Raw genomic sequence first — 14,039 nt, forward strand, 5'->3', positions numbered from 1 at the left:
CCGTGGCGATGCCAGCGGGCCGCCCCATCATCGCACGCCGTCCTGGTTGTGCCTGAAACGCCGCATTGAATCTCATCCTTCTTTACGGGAATACCCCGATTTATGCGAAGTTGTATATACAGGACTATACATACCTATGCATCGCTCGGAAAAGCGAGCGTTCCAGACCAGCCCGACCGAAGGAGTTCCCGTGACCAAGACCACCCCCAACGCGCCCGCCACGCGTTTCCGCGATATCGAAATCCGCGCCCCCCGCGGCAACAAGCTCACGGCCAGGAGCTGGCTCACGGAAGCCCCGCTGCGCATGCTGATGAACAACCTCGACCCCGAGGTGGCGGAGAACCCGAAGGAACTGGTGGTCTATGGCGGTATCGGCCGCGCCGCGCGCAACTGGGAATGCTATGACCGCATCGTCGAGGCCCTGACCCGCCTGGAAGACGACCAGACCCTGCTGGTCCAGTCCGGCAAGCCGGTCGGCGTGTTCCGCACCCATCGCGACGCGCCGCGCGTGCTGATCGCCAACTCCAACCTGGTGCCGCACTGGGCCAACTGGGAGCACTTCAACGAGCTCGACGCCAGGGGCCTGGCCATGTACGGCCAGATGACCGCCGGCAGCTGGATCTACATCGGCAGCCAGGGCATCGTGCAGGGCACCTACGAGACCTTCGTCGAAGCCGGCCGCCAGCACTACGGCGGCGACCTGAAGGGCCGCTGGGTGCTGACCGCCGGCCTGGGCGGCATGGGCGGCGCGCAGCCGCTGGCCGCCACGCTGGCCGGCGCCTGCTCGCTGAACATCGAATGCCAGCAGAGCCGCATCGACTTCCGCCTGAAGACCCGCTATGTCGACGAGCAGGCCACCGACCTGGATGACGCGCTGGCCCGCATCGACCGCTATGCCTCGCAGGGCAAGGCGATCTCGATCGCGCTGTGCGCCAACGCCGCCGAGGTGCTGCCCGAACTGGTGCGCCGCGGCGTGCGCCCGGACATGGTCACCGACCAGACCAGCGCGCATGACCCGCTCAACGGCTACCTGCCGGCGGGCTGGAGCTGGGACGAATACCGCGAGCGCGCGCAGCGCGAGCCGGCTGCCGTGGTCAAGGCCGCCAAGGCGTCGATGGCCGCACATGTGCGCGCCATGCTGGCGTTCCAACAGATGGGCGTGCCCACCTTCGACTATGGCAACAACATCCGCCAGATGGCCAAGGAAGAAGGCGTGGCGAACGCCTTCGACTTCCCGGGCTTCGTGCCGGCCTATATCCGCCCGCTGTTCTGCCGCGGCATCGGGCCGTTCCGCTGGGCCGCGCTGTCGGGCGACCCGCAGGACATCTACAAGACCGACGCCAAGGTCAAGGAGCTGATCCCGGATGACGAGCACCTGCACCGCTGGCTCGACATGGCACGCGAGCGCATCAGCTTCCAGGGCCTGCCGGCGCGGATCTGCTGGGTGGGCCTGGGCCTGCGCGCCAGGCTGGGCCTGGCCTTCAACGAGATGGTGCGCAGCGGCGAGCTGTCGGCACCGGTCGTGATCGGACGCGACCACCTGGACTCGGGCTCGGTTGCCAGCCCCAACCGCGAGACCGAAGCCATGCAGGACGGCTCCGACGCCGTGTCCGACTGGCCGCTGCTGAACGCGCTGCTCAACACCGCCAGCGGCGCCACCTGGGTGTCGCTGCACCACGGCGGCGGCGTGGGCATGGGCTTCTCGCAGCATTCGGGTGTGGTGATCGTTTGCGACGGCACCGATGAGGCTGCCGCCCGCATCGCCCGCGTGCTGCACAACGACCCCGCCACCGGCGTGATGCGCCATGCCGACGCCGGCTACCAGATCGCCGTCGACTGCGCGCGCGAACAAGGGCTGGACCTGCCGATGCTGAACCGCGCATCGCACGACTGACACCGCGGCCAGCAAGAGCCGTTCCGCCGCCGGGCCGCCACGTGTGCCCCGGCCGGCGCCTTTTCGTTCTACGGAGACACCCATGTCCATCGACACCACCGCCGGCGCTGCGGTCGCGGCGCCGCAGGCGCAGCTGTCACGCACGCGCGCCATTGCCGCCATCACCATCGGCAACGGCCTGGAGTTCTACGATTTCGTCGTCTACAGCTTCTTTGCCACGCTGATCGGCCGGCTCTACTTCCCGGTCGACAACCCAACCGGGCAACTGCTGATGTCGTTCGCCACCTTTGGCGTCGGCTTCCTGATGCGCCCGCTGGGCGGCCTGCTGATCGGCATGTACGCCGACCGCGCCGGGCGCAAGCCCGCGGTGGCGCTGACGCTGTGGCTGATGGGGCTGAGCTCGCTGATCTTTGTGGTGACGCCGCCGTACGCGCAGATCGGCATTTTCGCGCCGGTGATGGTGGTGCTGGCGCGGCTGGTACAGGGCTTTGCCATCGGCGGCGAGATGGGCGCATCGACCGCGCTGCTGCTGGAATACGCCGATGACCGCTCGCGCGCCTTCTATACCGCCTGGCAGCCGTTCAGCCAGGGCCTGGCGGCGCTGCTGGGCGCGATCACCGGGCTGGTGCTGAGCAACATGCTGGCGCCGGCCGCGCTGGAAGCCTGGGGCTGGCGCCTCGCCTTCCTGATCGGCATCCTGGTGATCCCGGTCGGCCTGGTGATCCGCCGCCGGCTGGAAGAGACCGCCGCGCCCGCGCACCACGGCGAGCACGCGGCGCAATGGCCGCTGCTGCGCCGCCATGGCCGCGAGGTGATCGCCTGCATCCTGCTGATGATCGGCCTGGCTTCGTCCACCTATATCGTCGTGTACTACCTCAGCAACTACGCGGTCAGCGTGCTGAAGATGCCGCTGTCGCTGGGCATCTGGGCGGCGTGCGTGGCGGCGCTGGTGCAGGTGGCGCTGTCGCCGTTCGCGGGCTGGCTGGCTGACCGCATCGGCCGCAAGACCGTGGTGCTGTGGTCGCGCGTGGCGCTGCTGGCGATGGTCTACCCGGCCTTCGTGCTGATCAACGCCGAGCCGTCGCTGGCGCGCCTGCTGGTGGTGGTGGGCTGCCTGTCGGTGCCGATGTCGATGACCGCGCCGGCCTCGATGGTGCTGGTCAGCGAAGTGCTGCCGCAGCGGCTGCGCGCCACCGGGCTGTCGATCGCGTATTGCGTGGCGATCGCGATCTTCGGCGGCTTTGCGCAATATTTTTCGACCCGGCTGATCCAGATCACCGGCGACGTCAACGCGCCCGCGCTGTATGTGATCGGCTGCGGCCTGGTGTCGCTGGTCGGCCTGGCGATGGTGCCGGAAACGCTGGGACGGCGGCTGAAATAAGCGCAGTCATGAGGAGAGGGCCTGCCGCCAGCGCCCCTTAAAACCGCGGGTTAACACCTACAAAGCCGTTCGGGTTTCCGAACGGCTTTGTCGCTTGCGGGTCCGGATTCCCGAATCGCGCGCCGGGATCACATCTTTTTCCCCTTTGTATTCAATAGCTTGCACAACGCCAGCAACTCCTTCGGGCTGGCACGGCGCGTGCAATATAGGCCGCCGCTCACAGCGCCAGACAGGTACGCCGGCACGCCCCCAGCGTCCCGGCCGATGCCAAAAAACAAAGGAGGACACACATGACCGACCCCGCCTTGCCCACCCCCTTCGCCACCGCGGCGCCCCCCCGGCACCTGTTGCCGCGCTGAACCAAGACACGGCCGGCCCGGCGCCCCGACATCGCCGCCCAGCCTTCCTGCAATACACAGTCGCCCGTCCCTGCCACAGGAAACGGACGCACAGGCCTGATCCATGAAACTGAATCGACTGCCCACCCTGATCTTCATTGCGATGCTGCTCGGCGTGCTGGTCGGCACCGCCGCCCACAACCTGGCGCCGGACGCCGCCACCGCCAAATCGATTGCGGACCACCTGTCCATCCTGACCGACGTGTTCCTGCGCATGATCAAGATGATCATCGGGCCGCTGGTGTTCGCCACGCTGGTGGCCGGCATCGCCAGCATGGGCGATGGCCGCGCCGTGGGCCGCATCGGCATGAAGGCGATGATGTGGTTCGTCGGCGCCTCGATCACCTCGCTGCTGCTGGGCCTGCTGATGGCCAACCTGCTGCATCCCGGCCACGGCATGAACCTGCCGCTGCCGCCGGCTGACGCCGCCTCGAACCTGAAGACCGGCTCGCTGAACCTGCGCGACTTCATCGCCCACATGTTCCCCAAGAGCTTCGTCGAGGCGATGGCGACCAACGAGATCCTGCAGATCGTGGTGTTCTCGCTGTTCTTCGGCTTTGCCCTGGGCACGCTCAAGGACGGCGTCGGCAAGCCGGTGCTGCAAGGCATTGAAGGCCTGGGCCAGGTGATGCTGAAAGTCACCAACTACGTGATGGCGTTTGCGCCGGTGGGCGTGTTCGGCGCGATCTCGGCGGTGATCACCGCGCAGGGCCTGGGCGTGCTGGTGGTCTACGCCAAGCTGCTGGGCAGCCTGTACCTGGCGCTGGCGCTGCTGTGGGTGGCGCTGATCGCCGGCGGCTACTTCTTCCTGGGCCGCGACGTGTTCCGCCTGCTCAAGCTGATGCGCGCGCCGCTGATGATCGGCTTCGCCACCGCCAGCAGCGAATCGGCCTATCCGAAGGTGATCGACCAGCTGACCCACTTCGGCGTCAAGGAGCGCATCACCAACTTCGTGCTGCCGCTGGGCTATTCGTTCAACCTGGACGGCTCGATCATGTACACCTCGTTTGCCGCGCTGTTCGTGGCGCAGGTGTATGGCATCCAGCTGTCGCTGTCCCAGCAGATCACCATGCTGCTGGTCCTGCTTGTCACCAGCAAGGGCATCGCCGGCGTGCCGCGCGCCTCGCTGGTGGTGGTCGCCGCCGTGCTGCCGATGTTCGGCCTGCCGGAGGCCGGCATCCTGCTGGTGCTGGGCATCGACCACGTACTCGACATGGGTCGCACCGTGACCAATGTGCTCGGCAATGCCATTGCCACCGCCGTCGTCGCCAAAAGCGAAGGCGCCATCGGCGCGCCGGTACCGTCCGAGGAGGATGAACCCGCCGCGGATACCACCACCGGCCTGGCACCTGCCCAGGTCCTGGCGGGCAAGTAATACCTTCTGCCAGGCGTGCCAGGGCCCGGTTGCCGATACGGCAACCGGGCCTTTTTGCATTCTGGCGAGGCGCTGCCTCCCCGGTGTGGTAAAAGTAGGCACCCGCGCCGGCCCCCTGCCCTTTTTGCCCGCGCGGCGGCTTTGCCACCTGCCTCACCCAACACCTGATGACCGGCCCGCTACACCCTCCCGGCGATACCGCCCGCGCCACCGCACCTGCGTCCCCCGCACCCGCCGGATCGCGGCTGCCCCACGGCCTGCGCGGCGCGGCGCCGCTGCTCGCGCTGCTGGCCCTGGCCGTGCTGGTGGCCCTGGCGGGCTCGCTCGGCTACCGCTACAGCTACGACGTCGCGCTGGCCCGCCAGGCCGAGCGCGGCCAGGTGCAGTTGCGGCTGTACGCCCAGGCCCTGGAAAGCGAGCTGGCCCACTACGACTACGTGCCCGGCCTGCTGTCGCTGGACGAGCGCATCGCCGCCCTGCTGCTGCGCCCGGACGACGCGGCCCGCGCGGCGCGCGCCAACGACTACCTGAGCGCCCTCAACACCCGCGCCGGCACGCGCGTGGTCTATGTGCTCGATGCGCATGGCAAGGTGCTGGCCACCAGCAACTGGCAGCGCCCGGACAGCTACCTGGGCGAAGACCTGAGCTTCCGCCCGTACTTCCGTTCCGCCATGGACGGCCAGCTGGGCCGCTTCTACGGCGTGGGCACCACCCGCAGCGAGTCCGGCTACTACCTGTCCGCGCCGCTGGGCGAGCGTGACAACCCGGTGGGCGTGGCGGTGGTCAAGATCGGCCTGGAGCCACTGGAAAACCGCTGGCAGGGCGCCGACAGCCAGATGCTGCTGACCGACGAGAACGGCGTCGTGATCCTGGCCTCGGACCCGTCATGGAAGCTGGCCGCGCTGCGCCCGCTGTCGGCCGAGGCGCGCGACCGGTTCATGCGCAGCCTGCAATACAACCGCTCCCCGCTGCCGCAACTGCCGCTCACCACCGTGCGCACGCTCGGCGCCGGCAACGCCAACAGCGACGAGCTGGTGCGCCTGCGCCTCGGCCCGCCGATGCTGGCCCAGCACGCCGCCTTGCCCGGCACCGACTGGCAACTGACGCTGCTGACCAATACCTCGCAGGCACGCGTCGCCGCGCTCAATACGGCGGCGCTGGCCGGCGTGCTGACCGCCTTCGTGCTGCTGCTGGGCGCCGCGTGGAACGTGCGCCGGCGCATTATCAATGAGCGCCTGGCGGCACGCGCCGCGCTGGAGGCGGCCAACAGCGAGCTGGAGCGCAAGGTGGCCGAGCGCACCGCCGACCTGTCGACCTCCAACCAGCGCCTGCAGGCCGAGGTCGCCGAACGCGTGCGCGCCGAAACCGTGCTGCGCCAGGCCCAGGACGGGCTGCTGCAGGCAGGCAAGCTGGCTGCCGTCGGGCAGATGTCGACCGGCATCGCGCATGAGCTGAACCAACCCCTGGCCGCGCTGCGCACCATCTCCGGCAATACCAGCAAGTTCCTCGAGCGCGCCGACTACGCCACGGTGCGCGCCAACCTCGACACCATCATCGGGCTGGTCGAGCGCATGGGCCGCATCACCGGCGCGCTCAAGTCATTTGCGCGCAAGTCCGGCAACGGCAGGCGCCGGGCCAGGCTGACCGAGGCGGTGGACAACGCCTTGTTCCTGCTGCAGACCCGCGTTGACGCGGTGCAGCCGGCGCTGCAGCGCGATGTCGATCCGACACTGGCGGTGCTGTGCGACCCCAACCGGCTGGAACAGGTGCTGGTCAACCTGCTTGGCAATGCGCTCGACGCCGTGGCCGGCAAGGCCAGGCCGCCCGGACCGCGTATTGCGCTGCATGCGCACCTGGCAGGCGGCATGGTCCACCTGACCGTGCGCGACAACGGCGCCGGACTGTCCGAGGAAGCCTTCGCGCGGCTGTTCGAACCCTTCTTCACCACCAAGCCCGCCGGACAGGGGCTGGGGCTCGGGCTAACGCTGTCGGCCGGCATTCTCAACGAGAACGGTGGCAGCCTGTCCGCCGCCAACCACCCGGACGGCGGCGCCTGCTTCACGCTGGTGCTGCCGCTGGCGCCGTACGACGCCAACCCGCAGGATGCAGAGCATGCCGGCTGACCTGACCGTACTGATCGTCGAGGACGATGCCGATGTGCGCCTGGGCTGCGAACAGGCGCTGCGCCTGGAAGGCATCGCCACGCGCGGCGTGGGCAGCGCCGAGGCCGCGCTGCGCGAGGTTGGAGCGGGCTATGCCGGCGTGGTGGTCAGCGACATCCGCCTGCCCGGTCAGGACGGCATGGCACTGCTCACGCAACTGCGCGCGCGCGACCCCGCCCTGCCGGTCATCATGATCACCGGCCACGGCGACGTGGGGCTGGCCGTGCAGGCCATGAAGCAAGGCGCCTACGACTTCCTGGAAAAGCCGTTCTCGCCCGAGCAGCTGGTGGACGCCACCCGCCGTGCGCTGGAGCAGCGCCGGCTGGCGCTGGAAGTGTCAGAACTGCGAGAACGGCTGGCGGGCCGCCAGAAGCTCGAAACCCGCCTGATCGGCCATTCGCCCGCGGTCGAACGGCTGCGGCGCCTGATTGCCGACCTTGCCGGCACCGACGCCAACGTGCTGATCCACGGCGAGACCGGCACCGGCAAGGAACTGGTCGCGCGCTGCCTGCACGAAGCCAGCCAGCGCCATGCGCGCAACTTTGTCGCCATCAACTGCGGCGGCCTGCCCGAGCAGCTGTTCGAGAGCGAGATCTTCGGCCACGAGGCCGGCTCCTTCACCGGTGCCGCGCGCCGCCGCATCGGCAAGATCGAACACGCCGAAGGCGGCACGCTGTTTCTCGATGAAATCGAGAGCATGCCGATGCCGCTGCAGATCAAGCTGCTGCGGGTGCTGCAGGAACGCGTGGTGGAACGGCTCGGCTCCAACCAGCCGGTGCCGGTCAACACGCGCGTGGTGGCTGCCACCAAGGCGGACCTGCGCACGCTGTCCGATGCCGGCCAGTTCCGCGCCGACCTGTACTACCGCCTGAACGTGATCACGCTGGAACTGCCGTCGCTGCGCGAGCGTCGCGAGGACGTGCCGGCATTGTTCGAGCATTTCGTCGCGCAGGCGGCGCTGCGCTTCGGGCGCGATGCGGTGCCCGCGACGCCGGCGGAACTGGCCGGGCTGGTGGCCTACCCGTGGCCGGGCAATGTGCGCGAGCTGCGCAACCTGGCCGAGCGCCACGTGCTGGGGCTGGGCTGCAACCCGGGCCATGGAGCCGCTGCCCCGGAGGCCATGCCGCTCGCACAGGCCGTCGAGCAGTTCGAGCGCGCGCTGATTGCCGACGCCATGCGCCGCCACGACGGCAACCTGAGCCGCGCCAGCGAAGCCCTGGGCGTGGCCAAGACCACGCTGTTCGACAAGGTGCGCAAGTACGGGCTGTGAAAATGGGCCGTCATGCGCCCCCTGAAAGGTAATCGTAAGGTGAGGGCCGCCGCTCGCCGAGCGATCTGTCACACCGTGACAGGACTTTGAAACACCCGCTGAATTCAGCACGCGCTACAGACTTCGCATCGAACGCGGGGAACCACGCCGGCACAAAGATTGTCTGCGTTACTGCTTCTGTGTCATCAGAACGCACGCAATGTGCGTTAAGAAACAAAAGCGCGACGGAATTATGTTTTTCCCTACAGATACTTTGTCGTTTGCGGCATATTATTGGCTTCCAGCAAATCCGGCATTGAAGACATCCAATACATGCGGAGACGCCAAGGTCTGCTGGAAATGAAGAAAAAACCAAAAAAATCACAAAAAGCAGTTTGGCCGGCGGGGGACCGGGCCGGCACATTGGGTCAGTCAACTATTGGCAGTGACAACCGCGCGGCGCAAGTGCCAGGAGCCGCGCGCGCCGTTCAGGCGCGGCTGCCTTCAGGACTACGGGTGATGGGATGAAACTGGATCCGGCACTGGCTGAAAAGCCTTACTACAGCACGCGTACAGCGGCAAAACTGCTTAACGTCTCCCTGGGCACCGTCCAGAAGATGGTCGAGCGCGGCGAACTTGGCGCCTGGAAGACCAACGGCGGCCATCGGCGCATCCACAAGGAAACCGTGCATCGCCTGCTGGCGACGCGCATCGGGCCGGAGTCGGCGTCGCCGCACGGCCTGGACCTGGTGGTGTTCCACCCCAACCACCAGGAGGCGCAGCGCATCCATGGCCAGCTCGGCAAGTGGGGGCTGCCGCTCAAGAGCGTGGTGGTCGACGATGTGCTGGACACCGTCATCACCTCGGTGAGCGCGCATCCGCGCGTGGTGCTGTACTACGTCGATGAACTCAACGACGCCGAGTCGGCCACCATTGAAAAACTTCAGAACTTCTTTGCCAGCCAGCACGTGATCTTTGCCGTGATCACCAACCGCCAGGCCTATGAAGGCGTGGCCGACGCGCTGCAGCACTGGGGCATCATGGTGTTCCTGAAGACGCCGTCGCTGGAAGAGGTCAAGGGCTTCCTGCGTGCGCAGCTGATGATGGGGCGCGCTTCCTGAGGCCACCGGCCTCAGGCCACAGCCTCCTGCCGGGGCGTTGCCCGCCCCGTTTCGTTGCCCCCCGCCTGCGCCAGCATCCAGCCGTACAGATTGCGCGGGTCGGGCGGCATCGCCACCAGGTCCACGGCCCTGCCCGCCCGGTGCGCCTGCGCCGCGGCGTAGAGCCAACGCAGCGCGGCGTAGTCTTCCAGCGCAAACCCCACTGAATCGAACACGGTCACCTCGTCCGCTGCGGCGCGGCCGGGCGCGTGGCCGGCCAGCACCTGCCACAGCTCGGTCACCGGCGCGTCGGCCGGCAACTGCTGGATCTCGCCCTCGATACGCGTCTGCGGTTCGTACTCCACCACGATGCGCGCACGCCGCAGGATATCCGCATGCAGCTCGGTCTTGCCGGGGCAGTCGCCGCCGACCGCGTTCAGGTGCATGCCGGGCTGCACCATCGCCGGCGTCAGGATGGTGGCGCGGGTCTTGTCGGCCGTGACCGTGGAGACGATGTCGGCCCCGGCCAGCGCGGCCTCGACCGAACCGGCGCGGCGGATCGACAGGCCAGGCACGCCGGCAAGGTTGCGCATCAGCCGTGCCGTGGCAGCCGGGTCGATGTCATAGGCGGCGATCTCGCGCACCCCCAGCATTGCGTGGAAGGCCAGCACCTGGAACTCGGCCTGCGCGCCGTTGCCGATCAGCGCCATGGTCGCCGCGCCGGGCCGCGCCATGGCGCGCGCCGCCAGCGCCGAGGTGGCCGCGGTGCGCAGCGCGGTGGCCAGCGTCAGGTCGGCCAGCATCAGCGGGAAGCCGGTTTCCACCTCGGCCACCATGCCGCAGGCCATCACCGTGGGCATGCCGTGCTGCGCATTGCGCGGATGGCCGTTGACGTACTTGAACGCATACTGGCTGCCGTCGCTGACCGGCATCAGCTCGATCACGCCGCGCGCGGAATGGCTTGCCAGCCGCGCAGACTTGTCGAAATCGTCCCAGTGCAGGAATGCCTCCCGGACCTGCCCGGCCAGCTCGACGATGGCGGCCTGCGGGCCGATTGCGGCCACCAGCCGGGCAACATCCGTCGCATCGAGAAACAACGTTCTGGCGGTGTTCTTCATACTCCCTCCCTGATGGCCTGCTCAGGCCGCCGCCGCGGCCACGCCACGCCCGCTGCTGCGGTCCAGGCGCAAGGTCATGCAATAGGCGCCGCCGCCGGACAGCATGAACGGCGACAGGTCGACTTCATGCAGCTGGTAGCCGCGGCGCCCCAGTTCGGTGCGCAGGTGCGGGGTAGTGCGGGTCATCACCACCTGGTCGTCGAGATTGACGGCGTTGACGCTGAAGTGGCGCAGGTCATCGGCACTGGCCTCGATGCGCAGCCGCGCCGGCACGCGCGCGCGCAACTCGCGCAACGCCGCTTCGCTGAAGGCCGGCGGGTAGTACAGCACCTCGCCGCCGGACAGCGGGCAGAAGCACACGTCGAGGTGGTAGCTCTGCTCGGTGGCCAGCTCCAGCGCCACCACGTCCTTGCCGAAGTAGTCCGACACCGCCACCGCCGCCTCATGCGAGGAGCGCGGACCAAACCCGGCCCAGAAGTGGCCGCGGCCCGCATCCCAGATGCAGTCGCCCGCGCCTTCCTGGTAGCAGCCTTCGGGCAGCAGCGCGACTTCGTCGAGCATGCCGCGCTCGCGCAGCTTGCCGAAGATGTCGGCAAACGGCGCTTCCTCGCCGCGGCGCTGCGGGTAGCGGAAGCGCGCCAGCAGCGCGCGGCCGTCGAGCACCACGGCGGCATTGGCCGGGAACACCATATCGGGCAGCCCCGGTGCGCCGGGCGCCACCTCCACCGCAAAGCCGGCGCGGCCCAGCGCCTCGCGCAGCGCGTCGAACGACTGCATCGCGCTGCGATGCATGCCGTGCGGGTCGCGCGCCCAGGCGGCCGGGTCCATCCACGGATTGATGCTGTACGACACGTCGTAGAAAGTCGGCTCGACAAGCAGGATCGTGGGGGTCTGGATCACGGCGGCTCCTTTTTCAGATGGCAGGGGGTTGAAATGGCATTCGGGGAAATCAATCGGTCGATTGAATTCTCGGGCAAGCGTGCGTTAGCCAATAGCCAGCAATTTGCGCAATTTGCGCCTACCATTATTCAAAACGCCAGATTGCGCTGGCGTTTTGCCAAACCACCGCTCCGGCCCCCATGGATGCCACCGACCAGCAGCTGATTTCCCTCCTGCGCGACAACGCGCGCACCCCGGTCACGGCGCTGGCGCAGGCGCTGCGCGTGTCGCGCGCGACCGTGCAGAACCGCATCGACAAACTGGAACAGGAGGGCGTGATCGTCGGCTACACGGTGCGCCTGCGGCCCGAGGCCGAGGCCCACCGCATCCGCGCCTGGATGACGATTGCCGTGGAAGGCAACAAGGCCCGCACCGTGCTGCAGGCCCTGCGCGGCGAGCCCAACGTGCAGGCGCTGCATACCACCAATGGCCGCTGGGACATCATTGCCGAGCTGCGCGCCGAGACGCTGGAGGCGTTCGACCGTGCGCTCGACCGGATCCGGCTGATCGACGGCATCAGCGCCACCGAGACCAGCATCCTGCTGTCGACCTACAAGTAAGGCGCCGCAAGCCTGCGCTCAGGCCGCGGCGCGGCCGCGCAGGCGCTCGCGCCGCGATTCCTCGTGGAACACGCTGCCGCTGGGACGCAGCAGGTCGCGCAACGACAGGATGCCGGCCAGGCGCATGGTCTCCGCGCTTTCCACCACCGGCAGGCGCGCCACACTCAGCGCCGCCATGCTGCCGGCGGCGGCACGCGCGGTCTGGCCGGGCAGCAGCACATGCGCCGGCGCACTGAGCAGGTCGCGGCAGCGCATGCCGGGCGGCATTTCACCGGCGGCCAGGCCACGGATGGCGGCACGCTCCAGCATGCCCAGCACGCGCCCGTCCGCCACCACGGGGTAGGCGCGATGGGCCGCGTGTTCGCCAAAGTAGCGCGCCATCGCCTCGGCCACCGGCAGGTCGGCGTCGATGGCGACCACGTCGCGCGTCATCAGTTCTTCCACATGGGCGCGCTCGAGCGGGTCCACGCCATATTCGCGATAGATATGCAGGCCGCGCCGGGCGATCTTCTCGGTCATGATCGACCGCTTCATGGCCAGCACCGAGAAACCATAGGCCACCGCGGTGGTCAACAGCAGCGGCAGCAGCGCCTGCGAGTCATGCGTGAGCCCGAAGGCGAACACGATCGCCGTCAGCGGCGCGCCCAGCACGCTGCCCAGCACCCCGGCCATGCACACCAGCGCCCACAACTGCGGCGAGCCGCCCGGCAGCCACGGCGCCAGCACCACGCCCAGTCCCGCGCCCAGCATCAGCAGCGGCGCCAGCACGCCGCCCGAGGTGCCCGAGCCCAGCGCCGCGATCCAGATCACCGCCTTGACCGCGAGCAGCGCCAGCGCGATCTCGATGGCGATGCGGTTGTTCAGCAGGTCGCCGATCACGTCATAGCCCACGCCCAGCGCGCGCGGCTCGAAATAACCGCCGATGCCGACCACCAGCCCGCCCAGCGCCGGCCACCACATCCAGTGCAGCGGCAGGCGCGAGAACGCGTCTTCGGTGCGATACAGCGCCAGCGTCAGCCCCGCGCCCAGCACGCCGCACAGCAGACCGGCCAGCACGCAGGACAGCAGCGCCGGCGTGCCCGCCGCGGCGGTCTGCAGCGGAAACAGCGGCGCGGCCTCGAAGAACAGCGGCCGCAGGAAGCCCGCCACCGCGCACGCCAGCGCCACCGGCAACAGGCTGCGCGGGCGCAGTTCGAATAGCAGCAGCTCGACCGCCAGCAGCACCGCCGCCACCGGGGTGCCGAAGATCGCGGTCATGCCCGCGCACGCGCCCGCCACCAGCAGCGCCTTGCGCTCGCCCGCGGTCAGGTGCAGGTACTGCGCCAGCAGCGACGCCAGCGAGCCCCCGGTCATGATGATCGGCCCCTCCGCGCCGAACGGCCCGCCGCTGCCGATCACGATGCCGGACGACAGCGGCTTGAGCACCGCCACCCGCGGCGACATCTTGCTCTTGCCGAACAGCACCGCCTCGATCGCCTCGGGAATGCCATGGCCGCGGATCTTGTCGCTGCCATAGCGCGCCATCAGGCCGACGATCAGGCCACCGATGACCGGCACCGCGATCACCCACGCACCCAGCGCGTGGTTGGCCGGCGAGCGCTGAGCCAGCGACAGCGTCTGGTAGAAAAACAGGTTGGTGAAGAACCGGATCAGGTTCACCAGCACATCCGCCGCCACGGTGCTGACGGCACCGATGCCCAGCGCGATCACGGACAGCATCAGCAGGCGGCGGTTGACGGCATAGTCGCGTTTCTCGACCGGCATGACAGACGACATTGGGAGCTCCTTGCGCTTGTGTTCTCTTGTGCGGTGCGGCATGCCCCACGCTTGGGATGCACTGCACCAAAGGCGGCCAAATATATC

Annotated in this window: 11 protein-coding genes; 8 read left to right on the forward strand and 3 right to left on the reverse strand. The window is 68.5% G+C overall.

The window, feature by feature from the left end:
* The first annotated feature begins 136 nt into the window (after positions 1 to 136).
* The 7 genes from hutU to ACZ5MJ_RS14805 all read left to right on the forward strand — a co-directional run bounded on the left by hutU (position 137) and on the right by ACZ5MJ_RS14805 (position 9,580).
* Positions 137 to 1,894, forward strand: coding sequence for a urocanate hydratase (hutU, locus tag ACZ5MJ_RS14775; protein WP_464220299.1), 1,758 nt, complete (start codon positions 137 to 139; stop codon positions 1,892 to 1,894).
* 82 nt (positions 1,895 to 1,976) lie between these two features.
* Positions 1,977 to 3,275: an MFS transporter gene (locus ACZ5MJ_RS14780; RefSeq protein WP_464220301.1), complete on the forward strand. Its 1,299-nt coding sequence runs from the start codon at positions 1,977 to 1,979 to the stop codon at positions 3,273 to 3,275.
* Between the two features lie 462 nt (positions 3,276 to 3,737).
* Entirely contained in the window at positions 3,738 to 5,048 is a 1,311-nt protein-coding gene (locus ACZ5MJ_RS14785) for a dicarboxylate/amino acid:cation symporter (protein ID WP_464220303.1), read from the forward strand.
* Between the two features lie 167 nt (positions 5,049 to 5,215).
* Positions 5,216 to 7,171, forward strand: a complete 1,956-nt coding sequence (locus ACZ5MJ_RS14790) for a sensor histidine kinase (RefSeq protein WP_464220305.1) — start codon at positions 5,216 to 5,218, stop codon at positions 7,169 to 7,171.
* Complete coding sequence (locus ACZ5MJ_RS14795; RefSeq protein WP_464220307.1) at positions 7,161 to 8,480, forward strand: sigma-54-dependent transcriptional regulator; 1,320 nt, start codon at positions 7,161 to 7,163, stop codon at positions 8,478 to 8,480. Before ACZ5MJ_RS14790 ends, ACZ5MJ_RS14795 begins: the two co-directional genes overlap by 11 nt.
* 273 nt (positions 8,481 to 8,753) lie before the next feature.
* Complete coding sequence (locus ACZ5MJ_RS14800) at positions 8,754 to 8,987, forward strand: hypothetical protein (RefSeq protein WP_464220309.1); 234 nt, start codon at positions 8,754 to 8,756, stop codon at positions 8,985 to 8,987.
* Positions 8,984 to 9,580 (forward strand): helix-turn-helix domain-containing protein, encoded by a 597-nt coding sequence (locus ACZ5MJ_RS14805; protein ID WP_464220310.1) that lies wholly within the window; start codon positions 8,984 to 8,986, stop codon positions 9,578 to 9,580. The genes ACZ5MJ_RS14800 and ACZ5MJ_RS14805 overlap by 4 nt, the downstream gene beginning before the upstream one ends.
* Positions 9,581 to 9,591: 11 nt before the next feature.
* On the opposite strand, the gene ACZ5MJ_RS14810 is transcribed toward ACZ5MJ_RS14805, so the two are convergent.
* Positions 9,592 to 10,677 carry an ornithine cyclodeaminase gene (locus ACZ5MJ_RS14810; protein WP_464220312.1) on the reverse strand — a complete coding sequence of 362 codons (1,086 nt, stop codon included), beginning with the start codon at positions 10,675 to 10,677 and terminating at the stop codon, positions 9,592 to 9,594.
* A gap of 21 nt (positions 10,678 to 10,698) precedes the next feature.
* Complete coding sequence (locus tag ACZ5MJ_RS14815; RefSeq protein WP_464220314.1) at positions 10,699 to 11,577, reverse strand: dimethylarginine dimethylaminohydrolase family protein; 879 nt, start codon at positions 11,575 to 11,577, stop codon at positions 10,699 to 10,701.
* 179 nt (positions 11,578 to 11,756) lie between these two features.
* Between ACZ5MJ_RS14815 and ACZ5MJ_RS14820 the strand changes: the two genes are divergently transcribed.
* A complete protein-coding gene (locus ACZ5MJ_RS14820; RefSeq protein WP_078195437.1) occupies positions 11,757 to 12,176 on the forward strand; it encodes an Lrp/AsnC family transcriptional regulator in 420 nt (139 codons plus the stop codon).
* A gap of 18 nt (positions 12,177 to 12,194) precedes the next feature.
* Here the strand turns inward: ACZ5MJ_RS14820 and ACZ5MJ_RS14825 are convergent, their stop codons facing one another.
* Positions 12,195 to 13,952: a chloride channel protein gene (locus tag ACZ5MJ_RS14825; protein ID WP_464220316.1), complete on the reverse strand. Its 1,758-nt coding sequence runs from the start codon at positions 13,950 to 13,952 to the stop codon at positions 12,195 to 12,197.
* Between the last annotated feature and the right edge of the window lie 87 nt (positions 13,953 to 14,039).

It is taken from the genome of Cupriavidus sp. LA-1 (assembly GCF_055385985.1).

Excerpts from the sequence above, each read along its gene's own strand:
- ACZ5MJ_RS14780 (WP_464220301.1), top strand. The coding sequence starts at position 1,977 with ATGTCCATCGACACCACCGCCGGCGCTGCGGTCGCGGCGCCGCAGGCG.
- hutU (WP_464220299.1), top strand. The coding sequence starts at position 137 with ATGCATCGCTCGGAAAAGCGAGCGTTCCAGACCAGCCCGACCGAAGGA.
- ACZ5MJ_RS14810 (WP_464220312.1), bottom strand. The coding sequence starts at position 10,677 with ATGAAGAACACCGCCAGAACGTTGTTTCTCGATGCGACGGATGTTGCC.
- ACZ5MJ_RS14825 (WP_464220316.1), bottom strand. The coding sequence starts at position 13,952 with ATGTCGTCTGTCATGCCGGTCGAGAAACGCGACTATGCCGTCAACCGC.
- ACZ5MJ_RS14805 (WP_464220310.1), top strand. The coding sequence starts at position 8,984 with ATGAAACTGGATCCGGCACTGGCTGAAAAGCCTTACTACAGCACGCGT.
- ACZ5MJ_RS14790 (WP_464220305.1), top strand. The coding sequence starts at position 5,216 with ATGACCGGCCCGCTACACCCTCCCGGCGATACCGCCCGCGCCACCGCA.
- ACZ5MJ_RS14820 (WP_078195437.1), top strand. The coding sequence starts at position 11,757 with ATGGATGCCACCGACCAGCAGCTGATTTCCCTCCTGCGCGACAACGCG.
- ACZ5MJ_RS14785 (WP_464220303.1), top strand. The coding sequence starts at position 3,738 with ATGAAACTGAATCGACTGCCCACCCTGATCTTCATTGCGATGCTGCTC.
- ACZ5MJ_RS14795 (WP_464220307.1), top strand. The coding sequence starts at position 7,161 with ATGCCGGCTGACCTGACCGTACTGATCGTCGAGGACGATGCCGATGTG.